Annotated in this window: 21 protein-coding genes, 1 pseudogene and 1 riboswitch; of the genes and pseudogenes, 11 read left to right on the top strand and 11 right to left on the bottom strand. The window is 39.1% G+C overall.

Annotation, left to right across the window (positions count from 1 at the left end):
• Nucleotides 1-131 precede the first annotated feature (131 nt).
• Nucleotides 132-758 (top strand): type I restriction endonuclease, encoded by a 627-nt coding sequence (locus H6G28_RS00775; protein ID WP_190668203.1) that lies wholly within the window; start codon nt 132-134, stop codon nt 756-758.
• A 148-nt stretch (nt 759-906) separates the two neighbouring features.
• Nucleotides 907-1,550, top strand: a pseudogene (locus H6G28_RS00770) (restriction endonuclease subunit R).
• Between the two features lie 9 nt (nt 1,551-1,559).
• Here the strand turns inward: H6G28_RS00770 and H6G28_RS00765 are convergent.
• A complete protein-coding gene (locus tag H6G28_RS00765) occupies nt 1,560-2,144 on the bottom strand; it encodes an HD domain-containing protein (RefSeq protein WP_190668200.1) in 585 nt (194 codons plus the stop codon).
• 104 nt (nt 2,145-2,248) lie between these two features.
• Nucleotides 2,249-3,427 carry a choice-of-anchor A family protein gene (locus H6G28_RS00760; protein WP_190668198.1) on the bottom strand — a complete coding sequence of 393 codons (1,179 nt, stop codon included), beginning with the start codon at nt 3,425-3,427 and terminating at the stop codon, nt 2,249-2,251.
• 1,220 nt (nt 3,428-4,647) lie between these two features.
• Here H6G28_RS00760 and H6G28_RS00755 point away from each other — a divergent pair.
• The 5 genes from H6G28_RS00755 (at nt 4,648) to H6G28_RS00735 (ending at nt 9,285) form a co-directional block, all read left to right on the top strand.
• Nucleotides 4,648-4,848: a hypothetical protein gene (locus H6G28_RS00755; RefSeq protein ID WP_190668195.1), complete on the top strand. Its 201-nt coding sequence runs from the start codon at nt 4,648-4,650 to the stop codon at nt 4,846-4,848.
• Nucleotides 4,849-5,322: 474 nt separating this feature from the next.
• Nucleotides 5,323-6,042, top strand: coding sequence for a hypothetical protein (locus tag H6G28_RS00750; RefSeq protein WP_190588275.1), 720 nt, complete (start codon nt 5,323-5,325; stop codon nt 6,040-6,042).
• 348 nt (nt 6,043-6,390) lie between these two features.
• Nucleotides 6,391-6,771: a 50S ribosomal protein L7/L12 gene (rplL, locus tag H6G28_RS00745; RefSeq protein ID WP_190588276.1), complete on the top strand. Its 381-nt coding sequence runs from the start codon at nt 6,391-6,393 to the stop codon at nt 6,769-6,771.
• A gap of 194 nt (nt 6,772-6,965) precedes the next feature.
• Nucleotides 6,966-8,399, top strand: a complete 1,434-nt coding sequence (locus H6G28_RS00740; protein ID WP_190668192.1) for a vWA domain-containing protein — start codon at nt 6,966-6,968, stop codon at nt 8,397-8,399.
• Nucleotides 8,400-8,568: 169 nt separating this feature from the next.
• Nucleotides 8,569-9,285 (top strand): AbiU2 domain-containing protein, encoded by a 717-nt coding sequence (locus tag H6G28_RS00735; RefSeq protein WP_190668190.1) that lies wholly within the window; start codon nt 8,569-8,571, stop codon nt 9,283-9,285.
• Between the two features lie 153 nt (nt 9,286-9,438).
• On the opposite strand, the gene H6G28_RS00730 is transcribed toward H6G28_RS00735, so the two are convergent.
• The 3 genes from H6G28_RS00730 to H6G28_RS00720 form a co-directional block, all read right to left on the bottom strand.
• Nucleotides 9,439-9,705 (bottom strand): PIN domain-containing protein, encoded by a 267-nt coding sequence (locus H6G28_RS00730; RefSeq protein WP_199332747.1) that lies wholly within the window; start codon nt 9,703-9,705, stop codon nt 9,439-9,441.
• A gap of 103 nt (nt 9,706-9,808) precedes the next feature.
• Nucleotides 9,809-9,946 (bottom strand): hypothetical protein, encoded by a 138-nt coding sequence (locus tag H6G28_RS00725; RefSeq protein WP_190668894.1) that lies wholly within the window; start codon nt 9,944-9,946, stop codon nt 9,809-9,811.
• Nucleotides 9,943-10,188 (bottom strand): hypothetical protein, encoded by a 246-nt coding sequence (locus H6G28_RS00720; protein ID WP_190668187.1) that lies wholly within the window; start codon nt 10,186-10,188, stop codon nt 9,943-9,945. Before H6G28_RS00720 ends, H6G28_RS00725 begins: the two co-directional genes overlap by 4 nt.
• Before the next feature lie 476 nt (nt 10,189-10,664).
• Between H6G28_RS00720 and H6G28_RS00715 the strand changes: the two genes are divergently transcribed.
• Complete coding sequence (locus H6G28_RS00715) at nt 10,665-11,498, top strand: hypothetical protein (RefSeq protein ID WP_190668184.1); 834 nt, start codon at nt 10,665-10,667, stop codon at nt 11,496-11,498.
• 5 nt (nt 11,499-11,503) lie between these two features.
• The gene (locus H6G28_RS00710) at nt 11,504-12,142 is read left to right on the top strand and encodes a ThiF family adenylyltransferase (RefSeq protein WP_190668181.1); all 639 of its coding nucleotides are present in this window, start codon (nt 11,504-11,506) and stop codon (nt 12,140-12,142) included.
• Nucleotides 12,143-12,374: 232 nt separating this feature from the next.
• On the opposite strand, the gene H6G28_RS00705 is transcribed toward H6G28_RS00710, so the two are convergent.
• Nucleotides 12,375-14,078 carry an iron uptake porin gene (locus H6G28_RS00705; protein WP_190668178.1) on the bottom strand — a complete coding sequence of 568 codons (1,704 nt, stop codon included), beginning with the start codon at nt 14,076-14,078 and terminating at the stop codon, nt 12,375-12,377.
• Nucleotides 14,079-14,400: 322 nt separating this feature from the next.
• On the opposite strand from H6G28_RS00705, the gene H6G28_RS00700 reads away from it, so the two are divergent.
• On the top strand, nt 14,401-15,396 hold the full coding sequence (locus H6G28_RS00700) for a metal ABC transporter substrate-binding protein (RefSeq protein WP_190668173.1): 996 nt from the start codon (nt 14,401-14,403) through the stop codon (nt 15,394-15,396).
• Between the two features lie 41 nt (nt 15,397-15,437).
• Nucleotides 15,438-16,226 carry a metal ABC transporter ATP-binding protein gene (locus H6G28_RS00695; protein ID WP_190588282.1) on the top strand — a complete coding sequence of 263 codons (789 nt, stop codon included), beginning with the start codon at nt 15,438-15,440 and terminating at the stop codon, nt 16,224-16,226.
• A 186-nt stretch (nt 16,227-16,412) separates the two neighbouring features.
• Here the strand turns inward: H6G28_RS00695 and H6G28_RS00690 are convergent, their stop codons facing one another.
• The 5 genes from H6G28_RS00690 to H6G28_RS00670 all read right to left on the bottom strand — a co-directional run bounded on the left by H6G28_RS00690 (nt 16,413) and on the right by H6G28_RS00670 (nt 19,908).
• Entirely contained in the window at nt 16,413-16,676 is a 264-nt protein-coding gene (locus H6G28_RS00690; protein ID WP_199331466.1) for an ArsR/SmtB family transcription factor, read from the bottom strand.
• A 235-nt stretch (nt 16,677-16,911) separates the two neighbouring features.
• Nucleotides 16,912-17,667 carry a cobalt-precorrin-6A reductase gene (locus H6G28_RS00685; protein ID WP_190668853.1) on the bottom strand — a complete coding sequence of 252 codons (756 nt, stop codon included), beginning with the start codon at nt 17,665-17,667 and terminating at the stop codon, nt 16,912-16,914.
• Nucleotides 17,668-17,690: 23 nt separating this feature from the next.
• The gene (locus tag H6G28_RS00680; protein ID WP_190588283.1) at nt 17,691-18,110 is read right to left on the bottom strand and encodes a DUF1636 domain-containing protein; all 420 of its coding nucleotides are present in this window, start codon (nt 18,108-18,110) and stop codon (nt 17,691-17,693) included.
• A gap of 22 nt (nt 18,111-18,132) precedes the next feature.
• A riboswitch (cobalamin riboswitch) is annotated at nt 18,133-18,291 on the bottom strand.
• A 108-nt stretch (nt 18,292-18,399) separates the two neighbouring features.
• A complete protein-coding gene (locus H6G28_RS00675; RefSeq protein ID WP_190668170.1) occupies nt 18,400-18,831 on the bottom strand; it encodes a hypothetical protein in 432 nt (143 codons plus the stop codon).
• 300 nt (nt 18,832-19,131) lie between these two features.
• Complete coding sequence (locus H6G28_RS00670; protein ID WP_190668166.1) at nt 19,132-19,908, bottom strand: MBL fold metallo-hydrolase; 777 nt, start codon at nt 19,906-19,908, stop codon at nt 19,132-19,134.
• Nucleotides 19,909-19,964: the final 56 nt, after the last annotated feature.

Below are 19,964 nucleotides of genomic sequence, written 5' to 3'. Positions count from 1 at the left end.
TACACTCCGAATCAGGCTTCTTTCCTACTCCCTACTCCCCATTCCCTATTCCCTACCTACACAAATAAATTCAGGAATCAAACCGTATTCCTATATATAATACGGTTGTACCCCCTATTCTTTAATTAATTATGGTACAAACAATCCAAGCACGGGATATCAGTCTTTACGAACTGGAAGAGAATTTTGGATTAGAGTTAGTTACCAATAATGATTTTTTCACTGAATGGGTAGAAAACTTACCGTTACTAACAGATGTTGAAAAATCATCTTTAGAACGATTAAAAAGCAACTATTTAAATTTAACTAAACGTCGTCCTATGTCAGAAGAAGTAGTGAAGATGGTTGTACTATCTCCACTGCTTGATTTGGCAGGTTTTTATCAACCTAATTTCGAGATTGAAACAGAAACTTCTACTGAAATTTCGGCTGTAGATGAAAGTTTTATTGTTAAAGGTAGTATTGACGTTTTATTAGTGAATAAAAAGCTATGGATACTTGTTATTGAGTCGAAAAGTACTAAATTTGATGTGGTAGCTGCACTACCTCAAGCACTTGCTTATATGCTCAATGCTCCCAATGTTGAACGACCAATTTTTGGGTTGCTTGTCAACGGTAGAGAGTTTGTTTTTATCAAGCTAGTTCAGACACAGAAGCCAAAATATGCTCGTTCCTATGCTTTATCAATAGAAAAACCAGATGAGCTACAGCAAGTTTTAAGTGTATTAAAAAAAATTAGTCAATTAATTTTATTGTAGTTATGACTCATATTTGATTTCTGAAAAAAATAAGTACACTCCGAATCAGGCTTCTTTCCTACTCCCTACTCCCCATTCCCTATTCCCTACCTACACAAATAAATTCAGAAATCAAACCGGATTCCTATATTCCTAATCTGCTAAAGTTATGACTCAAACCTTACAAGCTAAAGATATAGATTTACGCTACTTAATTGATAATTTTGGAATTCAGTTAATTTTAGATAAGCAATTCTTCCGAGAATGGCAAGAAGACTTACCTGAGATTACAGAGTTAGATAAACAACTGTTGGATAAAGTCAAATTCGGTTATTTAAATCTGCTCAATTATCCTACCTTATTAGAAGATGTCGTCAGAATGGCAGTTGTAGATCCCATTCTTTTTATTGGTGATTTTTATTTAGCTCCATTTTATGTCAAGTCGGAAGAACCTATAGATATTGCTGTACCAGATGAAGATACACTCATCAAAGGCAGAATAGATACTTTAGTCTTACAAGACCAATTATGGGTAATGATTATTGAATCAAAAAAAGCTTCCTTTTCTATTGAAGAAGGACTTGCACAAATACTTGCCTATATGTTAGGACATCCCCATCCAGACAAACCTAGTTTTGGAATGATTGCTACAGGTAGTGAGTTTATTTTTGTAAAATTAGTTAAAGAAGAGCTACCCCGTTATAGCTTATCCAAAGGTTTTTAATGCGTAACCCTGGCAATGAATTATACGATGTACTGCGTATTCTGAAGCGTTTAACTCAATTGGTGGTTTCTGAAAATATTAGTAGCTAACAGAGTGTATCAATCTGATTCAACATTCTCTGATTGTGTATATGTCTTGTAGTCTTCAATTTTCTTAGCTAATCTTGCAGCCAAAAACGGACTCGCATCTTTCAGAGTTTCATAAATCTGTATAGCCTCTTCTCGATATTTCGTAATTTTTTCTTGACTCCAGTAATGTGGCGGTGCTTGGAGGTTGCTGATTCTATCTGCTAACTTAACCATCCAAATTTCTGGTGGTTGTTGTTTTAACCGCCTTAAACTATCTGCCATTTGCAGATGTTTCGCCAAACTTTTATCTTTGGTTAATGCAAGCACACCTTTGGCAACTGCTTCACCGAACTCGGTTTTTATTTGTTCAAAAGTTATACCACTATCTTCGATGGTGTCATGTAAAACTGCACATTGAATTGCCAAATCAGCGTTAGCTACTTTTTCTACGTTTAAAGCTGCAATTAATTCCATACTGACAAAACTCAAGTGCATGATATAAGGCAATTCAGAACCGGGAATAGTTTGGTTATGATGTGCGATCGCAGCAAATTTATAAGCTTTAATATAACTCTCTTGTGACCAGTTTTTTGGATTAATTTGATTTTGATTCATGTCAAAAATTATAAATCAAATATTTAATAACTGAGAATCTAAGATCCCCGACTTATTTGAGAAGTCGGGGATCTTATCGCTCAGACATAATTGCAGGTTATTGACTAAATTTTCTCACCAGTTATAGCTGATTTAGTGGATAATTTATTCCGGCGAGAAAAGCCAAATAAACCAACTACAAAAAGTAAACCCATAACTGTACTTGGTTCTGGTACTGTAGTTGAAACAGGAGGCTCAGGAGTTGGGTTAGTTGGAGTTTCAGGTGTTTCAGGAGTTGGGTTAGTTGGAGTTTCAGGTGTTTCAGGAGTTGGGTTAGTTGGAGTTTCAGGTGTTTCAGGAGTTGGGTTAGTTGGGGTTTCGGGTGTTTCGGGTGTGGGATTAGTTGGGGTTTCGGGTGTGGGGTTAGTTGGAGTTTCTGGCTGTGGTTTGGGTATGTTAGGTAAGTTCCCAGCAAACTTAGTATTGTGAAATTCACCACTACCGGATAACGAAGAAGCTACTAAAGTTCCTTCTACATTCCCGTTATTAAATAGGACATTAGCTTTAGTTGCAAGTACACTACCATAGAACGAGAAACCAGTAGTTTTTACTTGAGTAGCATCAACAAAGTTAAACAAAATATTTTGCTTATTTAGTCCATTAAGGTTAAGTCCAAAGTTACTAATATTGACGCTATTACCTAAAATATTAAAAATTACTGTAGAGTTACTGCCTACTCCAGCAATATTCAAATAAGTGCTGTTAGAAAACTGTGAACCATCAATAGTGAAAATATTTAAATCACTATTGTTACCCTGGAGATGAATTCCACCCCATTTATACTCTGTATTACCTGTAGAACTTAACCCGCCTAAAGATTCAGAAAGATAAGTTAATTCTTGGCGTGCTGTCTCAAAATTAAGCGGTGTACCTGAACTAACACCACAGTTCGGAGAACAGTTGAAATTCACAGAAGTTTTAACACTACCACCGACAACAGCATTACCACCAAAAACTTGACCACCGTTGTAAGTTAAATCTCCACCTACTATCAGTCTAGTATCTGTACCATTAGAATTAGCTAAACGGTCAGCGATACCAAAATTAGTGAATGTCGCATTACCACCAACTGCTACACGACCTTCAGAATCGGAACTTTGATTCATGTCGCCAAACACGAATACGTTATAGTCTTGCGCGATTCCCAAATTAACAGCCATAGCTGGTTGTATTAAACTCGCTAAGGTAACTGTAGCTAGAGATAAAGGAATCACAGCAAATTTTGTTTTGTGTTTTATCGACATTGTTAGTATGACTAAATAACTGTCTTACTAATGTAGTTTCTATTCAATTAATGTTAGATAAATGCAGCATGAAATTATAGAGAAAATATCATCTCATAAAACCAGTTAAATAACCGTGTTTTCCACAGTATTCAATACAGATGATATTTTTTCATAGTATTTATACGGTGAAATTTGTCCCGGAATATTCACAAAATCATTTCAATATATAGACCAAAAAGATGTCCGACTTATTGAAGAGAATAAGGGGCAGGGTGCTGGGTGTAAGGGGGAAGAATCTTCCTTATGTTGGTCGCCGAGCGAAATCGAGGGAGCATCCCACTTTTTTTAATACGTCATTGCGAGCGCAACGAAGTGGAGTGAAGCAATCGCAAAATCCCTCACTAACAACGAGTCCATGCGATTGCTACCCTGCGGGAAGTCTTACGCCTACGTCGTGCCTCCTCTCTGCGAGACGCTACGCGAACGCAATGACAGGATTATTATTTTGCTGAGTAATAAAAACTGGGATGCACCCGAAGTCGAGGTGTTACTCTCTACCTTTTTTAACTATTCTCTTGACATTATCTGAAATACATACTACAAATGTATTACAAGGATGACAGCCCACTCAAGAGGCGAAGATTAATCCTTGCAGAACCTTGATAACTCGATAAACACAGCTATTTTCCGCATTACCCACTGTTGGGGCCGCGATTGGCGTTCGACTGCTCCGAAACCAACAAACGGACGGTTGCAGGATTCGTGTACCCTTCGGGAAGGCAAAGCCTACAATTCCCGACGGCTCCATTTGCATTGACTTTGATTAACTTCAATCAGAGCATTGCAATCATCAAAACATGGGTCTGTAGCTCTAACGGTAGAGTTCCCGGATTCCACTTGTGTCCTAACAGAAAAAGCTTACATACTAGCTCAATAGTAGAGCGATCGCTTGGAAACGATAAGTTGCAGGTGCGATTCCTGCGTGTGTTACCACGGCTTTTTCAACTTGCATGAGGAGTGAGTGCAACTCTCACAGGGAGGGTATCGGTTCAATTCCGATCAGATCCACTCAGGACTTACGCACAAAGGTTCTCTATTAAGAATGGGTGTAAGGGTTTAAGGGTATAGGGGTGTAAGAGTTGTTTACACCTATACCCTTCTCGAAAACCTTGATTTTTTGTTTTCTTACGTAAGTCCGACTATTAATAACAATTTGTAATTTAAAAGAGGTGATGCCAATGGTTCATATTCGATTTGAAGGACGTTCTGTTGATGTTGCAGAAAGACAACTAGGAATTGTTGCAGGGATGAATGATGTAACAGTCAAAGAACAGGTAGCGCGACATTTAGATGTCAAGAGCGATCGCCTTTCTGCTTACATAGTAGATCGTCGCCCTAGTGGAGACTTGATTGTGCGTCCTGAAGCTGTCTACGGTTGAAGACCCTAATTTTCCGTGTCCTGACACATCAAGCATACATACACATTGATAACGGCTCTAAGGTAGTAAAATTCGAGCGATCGATCTAGCGAAGCATGATTTCTAAGTCTCTCGCAGATTTAGCGTGCGTGTCCACTGCCAATATTTGGTAAGAACGGCCGTAGTTGTAACAAGCTTTTTGAACTCGCACGGAATTATTTAAACTTTATTCCGCACCCTAACTTGTAAAGCCTACACACTATCCAGTAATGGATATACAGGTTCGATTCCTGTCGCTCCCGCTAATGGGAGCGTAGCCAAAATGGTAAAGGCAATTGTTAAAACTGCTTTGCTAACTTGTGCGGAATTCCAATAATTGAAATTGTATTTAACTAAAACATTAATTCAATCATAGAGAGGTGAGTTCCATGATGTCCCATAACTTATGTAGCCACAAAACCCCATCAGTAAAACTATCTTTAAAGAACATAAGTTATGAGCGAACATCGTTTGAGCGAAGTTGTGATTGAACGTCCTCGTCATGGTAAAAGAATTAGTCTAAAAAAGCAGACAGGCTATAAAAAGCAACTGTATAAACTCACTCAAGAAGCAACTGAATATGGGTTATTCAATCCCTACATAATTAAAACCAACTGCAGACATAGAACAAAGCATTCTTCAGATCAGCTTGGCCCTTTGCGTCGGTTTTTGCGCTCTCATGTTGGACAACCGTGGGATGATGTTTATAGCAAACTCTGTCAACGTTTAAAGACTAACACAATGACAGGACAACACGTTATTGGTCACTTGTGGGATGTCGTTGAACGCCACGTAGAAATCATTGATGGTGTCTTGTATGGGAAGTCTTATCGGTGGTATGGAATTAAATTAGATGGGATTGACCGCAATTGCTTCTATGTTCATCCAGAAACTGGGATTCTTTGTGTAGCAAGGCGAGTAGCTCGTAGATGGAATTACCCAAGCAATAATGATGTTATTAGCATTGATGATTATCATCAATACCAAAAAATAAAAGATATATGGTATCTCGTTACTTTTGAAGATTCTCCCCCTGACCCAAAAGATGATACAGAGGATATTTTTAAAGGTGTACTGAATAGGTATTATTTAGCCGGTGGCGTTTACGCTGTGAAAAAACAACAGTGTAATAAAAAACAACTCCGATGGATTTTAAAACAACTTTCTCAAACTTAAAATTTTTCACTTCGTGTCCTAACCGTAAAAGCCTACATACTAGCCGAATTGGAATAGGCACTTGACTTAAAAGCAAGAGTTTACGGGTTAAACCCCCGTGTATGAATCAACAGCTTTTTCGACTTACATGAAGTGATTTCATGTCCGGTAAATTACTTGTGATAAGTCATTGCGAGTGTAACGAAGTGGAACGCCGCAATCGCAAGGACTCTGCGATTACTTCACTTCGCTATCGCTACGTACCCTACGGGAAGGCTTACGCCTACGTAATGACAAGCATTTAGTCGGACTTGATATGATTTTATTCATCACAAATTATGAGTTAAATGCAACTCATTGGAGGTTGCTATGTCTGTGAAAACTTTAGAAATTTTAGAACAACTCAAGTCTCTCACTGCCAACGAAACTACTCAATTAGTCAAGCAGATTGAAGCAACCTTCAATGTTGATAGTTCCACACCGAAATTAGTTCGGATTGGTAAACGAGATGAAGATGAAATTCAACCGCAAATTCAGACCGAATTTGATGTTTTATTGGTATCGGTTCCGGCGGAAAAAAAGATTACCTTACTCAAGATCATCCGTACGCTAACTGGAATGGGACTCAAAGAAGCCAAAGACTTTGTAGATTCCCTTCCTCAAGTGATGCAGTCGGGATTGGATCAAGAAGCGGCTGAAACTTTCAAACAGCAGCTAGAGGAAACTGGTGCTGTTGTTTCTCTCAAATAACATAATATCGGCAGTTGTTGCCGCGCCCCGATCGCAGAAGCTTACATAACTCTGAATCAGTTACAAAAATGCTTCTAAAACTTGCGCGGTGACAATATCACCCCGCGTGCAACATCTGCCTCCTGCAATTTTGTGATTTTAGATTGCAATCCAAAATCTAAAATCCAAAATCTAAAATTTTTTGAGGAGGTATTATGAATACTACAGAACGCGATTTGCGTTTAGAAATGCTCAACAGTTTGCTGACAACGCCTCACCGCAAACTTGAGCAAGTTGCAGAAATTCATAAGTTAATTGTTGAACTCGACCCCATATTTTACGGACATTTGGCAGTTTGGTATCAACGTTATGGTGATGTCCGCGACCACAAGGAAGTGTTTGTGGCTCATTTGCTAACTAGCAATTTGACTGAACACAGAGATGCTGGATTTATCATGCTGCAAGAGTTTCCACCTTATCAGGTGGCTCGTGTAGTCGATTTTATGAAGCAGCAGCAAAATAAAATGCCACGTTCGGCACGGACTGCGGTGCGACGTTACCTCAAAACCAGAGAAAGCAATCCGGTTTTATTCGATCGCGCGGCGCTGCGAGGACGTAAAGCAATGAAGCGTTTGTATGCGTCTCTGCACATCAAACCAAACGAACGCGCAAATGCGATTTTATTCCGCGACACTCCACCAGAAGGTTCTTTAGCAAATGTGTTGAAGCAACTGGCTAAGGCAAACAGTACCGCAGAACAAGCAAGGTTGATTGTGGAATTTAAGATTCCCTATACTATTGCGATCGGTGCAATCAAACAACTTACACCAGTTGTCTTGGTAGCCTTAATCAACAGCATGACTCCCCAAGAAGTGATCAATAACCTCAAGTCACTTCAGGCGCGGGGTGCAATGGATCATCCAGAAGTTAAAAAGCTGATTGATTTTAAGCTGGAAGAAGCATCTAAAAGTGGTCGTGTGGCTGCATTCAAAGCCCAGATTGCCGCAGACACCGCAGACTTCGACGCAGATACCGTTGCGCGACTAGAAAAAGTCACTAACGAGCAGGTGAAACGACGCGGAACAATTGCCCGTCCAACCGCTTTGCTGATTGACAAATCTGGTTCAATGGATAATGCGATCGCTCTTGGTAAGCAACTTGCGGCGCTAATCTCTGGTATCACCCAAGCAGAATTGTTTGTCTACGCCTTCGATACCATTCCCTACCCTATCACCGCTAAAGGCAAAGAGTTAACAGATTGGGAGCGTGCCTTCCAGCACATCAATGCAGGTGGTGGTACGAGTATCGGTTGTGCATTGGAAGCAATGCGGAAGAAAAAGCAGGTAGTTGACCAGATTATTCTGGTGACAGATGAAGGTGAAAATGCTACACCTTATTTCAGTGAAGCCTATAAGACTTACTGTCGTGAGTTTGCAGTGATGCCTAATGTTGTAATTGTTCGTCTTGGTACTTATTACAACTGGGTAGAAACTCAACTCAAGCAGCAGCAAGCACCTGTAGAAACTTTCACCTTCGCCGGCGACTACTACAGCTTGCCTAACCTTGTTCCACTTCTAACACGTCCCTCTCGCCTAGACTTGCTAATGGAAATTCTAGATATGCCATTGCCTGTGCGTGAGGATAAGTAGAGTGTATCAGGGTACGTTATGGTTACTTCTAACGTATCCTGATATTGCATTACTTAAGACTAAGGATTCTCAATCTTTTTAAAATTATTTACGTATGATTACAGTTGTCTAATTGTTAAAAAATATTATTTTAATAATATCAAAATTTTATCTGTTGTCATCAAAAATTATGACTAATACTAGAGAAAAGTTTGAATCAAAAATAATAGAACTTGGGGAAAGCTTATATCAATCACATTTTCACTTAAAAATTCATGAGTGGATGACGCACGAGAGCAACAAACGCCTGAATGAGTATCCACCCTTCTTTCATTGGTCACGTATGGCTCATTTTGAAATCGGAGTATTAAAACTTACTAGAGCGTATGATCAAGATAAAGATAGTTTAGGACTTTTAAAAATTCTAAACATACTTGAATCTGATTATAGACATTGGGGGTGTTCAGAAACTCTCAATCATCAAATTCTAAAGCAAGATAAAAAATTTGTAATAGAAGAGAACAATCCTATAGTTAAAAAGCTAAAACATTTGAGGGACAAAACTATTGCTCATACCGATCACAAACAATTTCCTTCCAGTATTAGTGATGATATAGCAAAAGTATATAAGGAATATGGAGATGAATTAATTTGGCAGCAAGGCCGTCTCACTACAGAAGAGATTGAAAAACAACCTCCTGCGAAGAGAGATGCAATCTTACACCAAATGAGTGAGGAAATTTTTCAAGTTTTCGATAACCATGAAAATAGAGTGTTAGGTCAAGAAATTCCCCTATTCAGTGATTTTTATCAACTAACAACTAAAGGTATTGAGATATGTAATAGATATATGCAAAAATTATCTATTCCTCTAATAGAGCTAAAACTAGAAGGAATAGATTGTTAAAAATAAACCTTACTGTAATAAAACAGTTATTTGATGAATAAGGTGTATGAAGTGGTAGGAATCGCCCGAACACAAAATCTCTCTAACCATCTTATTTATTCTCTGTATTTAAATCTGCCGTGCCTGTTTCCAAAATCCTAGTTAATTCTGTTTTTATGAATGAATAGAAATCATTTTAATGCTTTGAGTGCGATGAATTGATCTTTCTAGTTTTTCATTAGTAATAAATTCCGTTGCTCCTACAGATATAGCGGACGCAATATGTAAAGCATCCATTGCTCCCACGCCAAATTTACTTGATTCCTCATAAGCTGTTTCAATAATTGTATTAATATCCTTTGCCCAATAGGAAACTTCATCAAAAAAGGCTTCATAAAATTTTACTTCGCTTCTTTGTTGATTGTAAATTGCTTTCGGCAATACTTCTAACTTGAGAAAAATACTATAGCAATCCTAAATGATATGTGAGAGTTCAAAAAGCCTCAAACGCTTATAAAACAAGGATTTTTATCTACGTATTTTCTCACGTTTGGGGTAGGATTGCTATAGAAGCAAATTCTCGGTTTTCATCCTCCAAAATTTCTAAAGCTTTCTCAGCAATATCTCCTTGAGAACGAGCAGCATAAATTAAAACACCAGCATCAATAAAAGTACGAATCATCTCAGGTCTTCTCCATAACCACCCCGACGTTCTGCTTTCTCTATATCTGCTTCTTCCTCAGTTAACAAAGGAAGCCCAGAGTCAATAATTTCTTGACGAATTTCTCTTAATTTTATACCTAACTTAGCACTATGTTTTATTTGATGCTTTTGGCTTTCAAGTGAATCAATAAATGCTAAAACTTTTTCTTGTTCATCTGCATTTAATTCTTGCAATTTATCCAGTATTTGTTCGGGGGTCATATTGGTTATCACTTTATTTGTCAAGAGAATCATAATACATTTATATTGTACTTTCCAGGATTTTATTTGCATCAACATACATTAACCCAAGCTGATGATATGGATGACTGATATTCAGACAACTAGGCTCTACTAAAAAACTTTCTTGCCATCTATGGAAACTTTTGTAGTATAATGTATTATAAATCTTGCGTGACCCGACTCTTGGAGCCTACATACTAGTACGAGAGGAAAAGTAACACTGTCAAATGCAGTGGGCGTTTGTAAACGGGGAGTACGAAGAACCTGGGAAGTTGGCTTGAAAGTAGCCATCTTTTAAAGAGTGTGTAATAACTTACCAGTGGAGTCCCTCTAGTAACTGAGAAAACGCAATGCTCTATCAACTTGCACGCGGGATTATATAGCAATCTTAAAATTATTGTTTATTACTAAGATCCCCGACTTTTCAAAAGAAGTCGGGGATCTGAAACCTACTTATGACTAACATCCGTCAGCTAATTAACCAAATTGCTAATGCAGAAGCTGAGTTATTTACTAGTGAATTTCTCGCGCCTTGTGTCAAAGGTGGACGAGTTCGCACAAAGGTAGCGGGGATGGTTTACACCTTCACACCAAAGCCGAGTAAATTTGAAGGTTGGGGTATTTTTCAGCCTGTGGATACAAAGACAGCAAAGGTTATTGAAGAAGCCGACTTACCCCAAATTGGAGAATATCTGCAACATTTTCCTCAAATCAGGCTGCGGTTAGCATATCAATTACAGGGAAAAACTTGGTTAGCATATCCGGTGAATGAAGTAGATGTGCGTCAACGATCGCAAGTAGTAAAACCGATCGCAGTACATTTAGTAACTGAGGCTGGCGTATTTGAGCAAATTATCGCTCGTTGGAATGGACAATCTTGCTGGTTTGAGGATATTGATCGCCGCACAGATCCGATAATTGTGGAAACTCTGCAATCTGCTGTGAAGCAACTGATTCCTGTGGAGGAATTGCAGTTTAAGGATTTGACTCCAGAAATTCGCACTGTATATGAATTAGCAACTAAGCGGATTGATGGTTTTGATCAAACCAAACAAGATGAAAAGCGATTAAAAAAAGCTTTGCAGATGGGTGGTGGTGAATTAAACCAATTTCACGATCGCGGTGATTACTGGACAGTCGATTGGACAACTGCGGATGGTGTGCGTCACAGCAGTGCGATCGCTAAAACTGATTTGACGGTGATTAGTTCTGGTATTTGTCTGAGTGGACGCGATCGCGATTTTGATTTGCAATCCTTAGTTGCTGTAATAGAACAACGGGAGTATTGAGGACGATGAGCATATTTTTTCACGAACAGCTTTATCGCAGCAATGCTGTTATGGCAAAGTTGAAAAATTATCCTGTAACAATTTGTGGCGCAGGTGCATTAGGCGCTAACATTGCAGAAAACTTGGCTCGGTCTGGTTTTGATCAACTGACGGTAATTGATCGCGATCGCATTGAGGAACGCAACCTTTCGACTCAACCTTACTACCGTGCTGATGTCGGTGCATTCAAAGCCAAAATTTTGGCTAATAATTTATATCGTGCAGTTGGTACTAAAGTTGATGCCAAAACTAAAGAATTGACATCAGAAAATACCAATCAATTACTCAAAGATAGTCAGCTAATTGTTGATGTTTTTGACAATAGTGTGTCACGCCAAGCCGTGAAAGATTATGCTGATCAATTGCAGATTCCTTGTATTCATGCTGGTTTAGCTGCTGATTATGCAGAAATCATTTGGAATGACGTTTATCGCGTCCCTTCTGATGTGAATGATGATGTCTGTGACTATCCTTTAGCACGAAATTTGGTGATATTAACTGTGGCTGTGACTTGTGAGGCGATCGTTTCATTGATTGCTACAGAAAAGCAGCATAATTTCACAATCACCCTCAAAGATTTGCATGTGCAGTCTTTATGTTTGTGAACTCATAAAAAAAGGGAAAGTGATAACTTTCCCTGAGCTATGAAGTATCTACTAAACTCCCAGATTTAGTAGTAATAGCTTGTAGCTGACTTATTAGCCTTCTATTATTATTAAGTCTTCCATCATCAAATAAATCAGACTAAAGTCACCATTGATTGCATGACTTTAGTCACATTAAATAATCAAGAAGAAGCAAAATTAATATTTGCGTCTTTTGCTAAAGTTTGACGATTTAGAAAGTGAAAGTGGTTCGGATTGTGCCAATCACAATATCATCGTTGTCATTATTATGGTCTGGTGCAGTTAACCAGATGACTCCAGGCGTAATGCTGATATTATCGCTGAGTTTGTATTGATAGAAGCCTTCAATATGCAGTGAAGTATCAGGATCTGTACCAACAGCGTTTCTCAACCCAGTACTAGCACCTGTGACTTTTGGTTCCATCCCTACAATAATGCCACCAACACTGCCTTCTTTACCCAAATCTGGGAAGGCGAGGGTAACAGCATAGTTCCAAATGTCTAGTTCACCGCGAGGAATAGTACTACCATTTACATCAACTGCGGCTAAGGTACGGGTGTTGGTATAGCCAACCCAACCACCAATCACAAATTTGGGACTAAGTTGGAAGGATGCTTGAAAACCGTAGGAATTACTGGAAATTGGCAAATCTCCACCAGCAAATTGACTCAAAGAAGTTGGCAAAGAAGGATTATCTGCCAAAGCAGTACGCAAGTTAGCGCGGTTACTACCTGCACCCAAGTCTGCATTATAGGAATTAACGTAGGTAAAGCCGAGAGTCAAACCTTTAGTCGGTTGGACTGTTAACTGTCCCATCGCACCATACGCGCCGTTAAATAAACCATTTCCAGAGGTAGGATCATCAGGGCTACCAGCTAAATAACCTAAACTTAATTCTATTTGGTCATTAAATTGGTGTCTCAGACCAATTCCCGCACCATCAACGGGATAATATATCGGGTTGCGTGTACCAAATACAGACAATGCCCCAAAGTCACCATCACCGTCAAAAAATGGATTGACTGTGTTAGTAAAGTCATCAGCCGCACCAGCGTTAGCTTCTAGAATGACAGTGGTTTTGTCGCCTAGAGGGAAGCTATACAACAGTGCGTCTATTTCCACACTATTATTGTTTCCCGAACTGAAGGTGTCATTGTTTGTAAAGCGTAAATCCCCTTCTGGTGTCAAGGTGGAAGCCGACAAAGCATTTAAGTTAGTGGCTTGTAGGCGGGTTCTTAATAAGTCTTTACCAGTAAAGCTGGTGTTGAAATCCAACCGGATTCGATCGCCAAAAGAAGTTCCTCTATCCAGGTTCTCACCGTTGGCGCGATCGCCTGCAAAAAAGCTGGTTGGTGCAAAAATCGCAGTCCCACTGAGTTTGGTTGTGGTGGAAAACTGATTTGCTTCTAACTCAGAGGTGCGTGCTTCTAAAGCATCTACGCGACCCCTTAATGTCGCTAATTCTGCGGCAAATTCTTCTTGGAGTTTCTGTAATTTGGCTAAATCTTCTTTGGTGACTAAATCAGCCGTGGCGGTAGCTAGTAGTTCGTTAACTCTATCCAAACAAGCATTTAAACCTGCCGCAAACTCATAGCGTGTAAGTGCGCGATTACCACGATAAGTACTATTTGGATAACCTGCAATACAACCATAACGCTCTACCAATGATTGCAATGCTTGAAATGCCCAATCTGTAGGTTGTACATCCGACAATTGCGACACAGATGTAACTTGTGCCATTGTCTGTTCTTGATGGGAATTCTCAAGTGGCTTTTCAGAACTCGTAACAACTAATGGCTGATTTTTATCTTCTGATGTAGTTGATATTTCTTCGGCAAAAGTAGCATTATTGATTGATATAACGCTGCTGCTAACTGCTGAAATCAGCAGTAAATAAGACAATGGTTTCTGCATTTTCCCTCACACTTCTTTACCGTCTGTAGCACTTATAACTGTGCTATTTTCATCACACTTTTAAAAAGTATTCTCAAAATATTATCAGTACTGAGTAACTCTTTTAATAAATAAAGTCAATAAATATTTAATCTTTGACAGGATGTCACCAGTCGAGGTAGTAATAACCACGATTTACAAAAATCTGCTGTGTTGGCAGACACAAAAATATCCTGGGATAGATTGCATGAGAATGATAATTATTATAATATAGATTTCAAAATAAGTATCATTGTCAGTAGTGATAACCAGTAAACAAATCTCCTGTTGTGGGAGAAAGCCAATGACTAAGACTCGTAAAAGACAAGCTAGAGGTATTTTGCCGTTAATTTCCTTACTCACATTGCTAGTGAGTATTAGCGGCTGTAACCAAGCAAATACCAATCAAACCAATAGTGTTGAGAGTTCACCACAAGCACAAGCAACTTCTCAAACATCATCTAAAACCAAGGTTGTCACAACATTTTTACCGATTTACTTGTTGACTAAGGCGGTGGCTGGTGATGCGGCTGATGTGCAAATTTTAGTGCCTCCTGGTACAGAGGTACATGAGTATCAAGCAACACCAGATAACGTGAAAGCGATCGCCACAGCTAATATATTAGTTAAAAATGGTTTGGGCTTAGAAGAATTTCTGGAAAATACAGTTAAAAATGCTCAAAACACTCAATTAGTTGAAATTGATGCGAGTAAAGGTATTAAACCCTTAAACGAAATTTCTCCGGTAGAAACTACCGCATCAGGTGAAAAAGACCATGACCACGACCATGCAGAGGGAAATCCTCATGTTTGGTTAGATCCGGTTTTAGCAAAGCAGCAGGTAATGAATATTCGAGATGGATTAATTGCTGCTGATGCTAAAAATAAAGATGTTTATACAGCTAATGCGGCGGCTTATATTCAGGAATTAGACAAGTTACATAGTGAATTTCAGCAAGCTTTACAAAAAAAGCCTAACTGCACTTTTATCACTTTTCACGATGCTTATCCATATTTAGCGCAACGCTATAACCTCAAGCAAGTTGCTGTGGTAGAAATTCCTGAAGATCAATTATCACCTACCGATGTCCAAAAAGTAGTGAATACAGTCAAAAAATACAAAGTTAAAGCTTTGTTTAGCGAACCAGGTGTAGATAATAAATTGCTGAAAAGTCTGTCGCAAGATTTAAAATTACAGTTACAAACTCTAAATTCTTTAGAAACAGGTGAAAAAGACCCGCAATACTATTTCAAAGCAATGAGATTAAATTTGCAAACTTTAGAATCAGCATGTCAGTAAGCTAAATATCTTATTTTATAGTTATTTTCAAAATTTAATTTATGAACTTACCTCTTTTAAAAGTAGATGGCTTAACTGTATATCAAGGCAGTTATTTAGCGATTCGAGATGTTTCTTTTGAATTATTCCCAGGAACAGATACGGCGATAGTTGGGCCAAATGGTGCGGGTAAAAGCACTTTGGTAAAAGCCATTTTAGACTTAATACCACGAAATGCTGGCAGTGTAGAAATTTTTGGTTCTCCTATTACTAAACTAGGAAATTTGCGTCACTGGTTGGGATACATGCCACAAAATTTCATTTTTGATCGCAGTTTTCCTATTTCTGTGAGTGAATTAATTGCTTTGGGATGGCAGAAAGAAAGTCAACAGCCAAAAGCCAAAACACAACATACTTTATTTTCTCGATTATGGAAACAAAACCGCGACAAAACAGCAGCAGTGACAGCAGCTTTACGACGCACTGGAGTTTATCATCTGCGGAATCAACCCATCGGAACTCTTAGCGGTGGTCAGCTAAAGCGAGTATTACTAGCTTATTGTTTAGTTATGCCGCGAAAACTGTTGGTGTTAGATGAAGCTTTTGCTGGGGTTGATATGCAAGGTGCAGCCGATTTTTATGTTTTACTTAATGAGTTGAAACAAGAAGAAGGCTGGACGATTTTACAAGTTTCCCATGACATTGATATGGTTAGTCGTCATTGCGATCGCGTGCTTTGTCTCAATCAAACCGTCGTTTGTACTGGTCAACCAGAATTTGCTTTATCACCTGAAAATTTGTTAGCAACTTATGGCCCTGGTTTTACCCGTTATCACCATAATCATAATTAAATAGAAGGCAGGAGGCTGTGGTTCGGCTACTTCGGCTGCGCTCAGTACAAGTCCGCTCACCAACCGGATGCAGAAGGCAGGAGGCAGGAGGTTTTAGAGAGACATTATTACCTCCGCAACTCTTGGTTTTTAAGCCTCTAATATTTATTTATGGGTATTCATTCTGTCTTCTGACTTCTGCCTTCTTCATTCAGGTTCATCAAGGTGTTCAGCTACTACCTGATAAAGATGGAGAATATGATTATCATGAAGGCGGTAAAATACATTGCGGCCTTGTTTGCGATAGTTAACTAACCGCATAACACGTAAATTTCTGAGTTGATGTGAAACCGCAGATTCACTCATATCTAATAATGTGGCTAAATCGCTCACACATAATTCTTTTTGCGCCAAAAAAGAAAGAATTCTTAACCGATTAGGATCACCTAAAAAGCTAAAAAATTCGGCCATACGTTGGGCTTTTTCAATATGGAGAAATTCTGCGGTAGTTGCGGGTGCAATATCACTATCTATAGTTGATATAGGAGTATTTTGAATCATTTGTTTACTTAAAAAGTATATATAGTAGATGATATGTTATGGGATTTATGAGATCCCCGACTTCTTCAAGAAGTCGGGGATCTCGCAGTCCAACAACAAAATATTGATGATATTGACTAGAATTTTTAGCCTTAACTGAAATATTTTACCCTATACTCTGACTTTCTAATTTACCTAATAACCAAGTCACTGCACCATCAACATCTGCAACTTTTTCTCCCATTGGAACTGAGGGACGCTTGACCATAACAACTTGTACGCCTAGTTCTCGCGCGGCAATAATTTTAGCGTAAGTTGCATCACCACCACTATTTTTACTCACAATGGTATCAATGTTGTGCTGAACTATAATTTTCCGTTCATTTTCTAGGATAAAAGGGCCGCGATCGCACAATATTATTCCTGGTGGTACTAAAGTATCTTTTCCAGGCGGGTCAATCATCCGCATCAGAAACCATATATCTTGAAGATGGGCAAAGGTGCTGAGTTCTTGTCTACCAACTGTTAAGAATACTCGTTTGGCTTGGTTTGGCAAAATATCGGCGGCGGCTGCATTACTATCTACTTCAATCCAGCGATCGCCTGTTGTTTTCTCCCACGCGGGACGGATTAACATTAATCTGTGTATCCCGACTTCATTGGCTGCCGCCGCCGCATTGTCAGATATTTGATTGGCAAAGGGATGGGTAGCATCAATTAACACATCAACTTTCATTTGACGCAGATATTCTACCAGTCCATCCACGCCACCAAAACCACCAATTCGCACATTTCCAGAGGGACGTGAGGGTTCACGGGTGCGACCGGCTAAAGATGCGATCGCTTCAATCCCGTCAATAGTTGCAACTCTCGCACCCAGTTCCGCCGCTTCTGTGGTTCCACCCAAAATTAAAACACGTATATACTCAGTACTCAGCACTTTACTTACAACGGTGGAATTTTCGCTAATATACCTCGTTTCAATGGTTCTGGTCGTTCTGACCAAGGCAATACACCGTTAGTTTTAGCGTAGTATTGACTAGCACATTCCAAAACAGCCGCCGCACTGCTATCAACATCTAAATCACCAAACAGATAAGTTAACTTACCTTTAGCGGCAAAAGCAACAACACAAGAACGGTTACAAGCACTCATACATTCAACCGCTTGAATCGGAAATTCCTCGCGCAAATCCCAATCTTGCGCCAATTGCTGAATTTGGTGCAGGAGTTTTTGACCACCACTTTCACCTACACGCTTACCATCTTGCCAAACACTGGCACAGGTCTGGCAAACAAATAAAGTATGAGTGTGGGCAGAAATCGTCTCAGAATCACTTGTAATAGTAGTATGGGCAGCAGTCATCCGTACCTCGCAGATGTGATGGACTTAATTTTATAATTCGGCGGGCATTCTGACTGGGAAAGTGGCTTGTAAAGCTTCTAACTTTCCTTCACAGTTGCGGGACAGCGCCGGATTTTCACCGAACTTTCCCCCTTTCCTTTGGTGGCTGACCCCCACCAAAACCGAATATTTTACCTATCATAAACTGAGTTGAAAGTGCTGAGTAAAAAATACTAGCCTCTAGCCTCTAACCCCTAGTCTTTCTTTCATCCAAAGCTTGTGGAATTTACTTTATCTTGGCTATTTCAATTTAATGAGCCAAAGTTTTTTCTAGGTACGCTAATTGTACATTAACCTCAGTGAGATAGCTGGGATTGTATAAAAACTGATTGGGGATTTTTTTGGCATTAATGGCAGCTTTTACCAAATCTTCTGCCTTAACATTACCGCTCTGGTGTTGAAATATCAAAGTCTTACCACCGGGAATACCCTGTGATACTAAATTACCTTGATAAGCAAGATAAACTAGATTCAGTGGTTGCATAACATGAGAATTAGCAACATTACTGGGCGACATATAAGAGTTAACAGATGTAGTGATTACTCGCCCATGTGTTGTAGTATTAGCAACATTACCATTGTGTGAGATTTTTTCACCATTCGCTTGAGCAGATGAAATTCCAACAGACAAAATTAAAGAAGCGATGGTAAGAAAAGAAGTTGTGATCGTTGAGATTTTCATAAGCTTATACCTCGGTTCTGTGTAATAGTTGGGATAAAAATTAACTAGTATTAATATTTGTTCTATAACTTAAGACTTGTTTTGCTGAATTCACCTGAATGGTTGAATTATGGCTTGGTTAAGGGAGTGGATACTTGTAAAGAGTAACTACAGTCACAGTAGTCTGATTCCAGAAAAGACGGATAAAAATTTAGCAAGTTTACAGATTAGATAAGCGTCTTTCTGTAAAATGTTTTTAGACTGGTTGGAGAAAATTAGCGATCGCTCTATTTATATTTTACGCGATCGCTTACACTAAAGCTAACAAGTTAAGACGCGATTTTGTAAGTTTAATTCCAAGCGATCGCCGGGTTTAGGTTCTAACACCTGGGTGGTAAGATTGTTGTTCTGGAAAGAAGTCCGCAAATCTTCAGCAGTCCCCACAGCCTTTAAAAAATTCACCATCAACCCTTCATAGGTTGTATTTGCCTTTGCTGCTGTAGGTAGGATAAATTGTGGTTGCAGCCATTTAGCTACTTCCAAAGCACTATTTGTTCCACGAATAATTGCGCCGACTAACGGTAATGTCAAATCAACCGTTGGCGTAATTAGCACATCCACTGGTGCAAATTGTTTTAACTGTGGCGAGTGATAGCCATGCGGCTCATAGTAAAGTGTGAAATCAGTAGCTAATTCTTTTAACAAATAACTGTTTTCGATCAAAGTCGGGCCAATAGGGGAACCAGGTAAAGCCCGAATTTCTAGTTGATCATTAAAAGTAAAAGTTTCACCATGCCCCAGACAAGTGACACAAGTGTAACCCAAATCTTGAACCACTTTGGTTGCATTCGGCGAAGCCACAACCGGAATTTTATGGTCAAGTTGCTTTAATGTCGGCACATGTGCATGGTCTGGCAAACCTTGAGACAACAATATTAAATCAATCTGCTCTGAAATTAAGCGTTCTTGTGTGAGAGAACCTTTAAACAGCCAATCTAAGCCAAAACTTAATTCACCAACCAGCCAAGGGTCAACTAGTATCCGTTGACCACTCATTTCAATTAACCAACTATTGTTGTCTAACCAAGTTAAGTACATAACCAAACCGAAGTAACACCTGCTTTTATTATTACGGATGGTTTTGGTTATTGCAT

Origin of the sequence: Nostoc sp. FACHB-190 (genome assembly GCF_014696905.1) — a bacterium.
GTDB lineage: Bacteria > Cyanobacteriota > Cyanobacteriia > Cyanobacteriales > Nostocaceae > Nostoc_B.
This window is presented reverse-complemented; position numbering and strand designations above follow the sequence as displayed.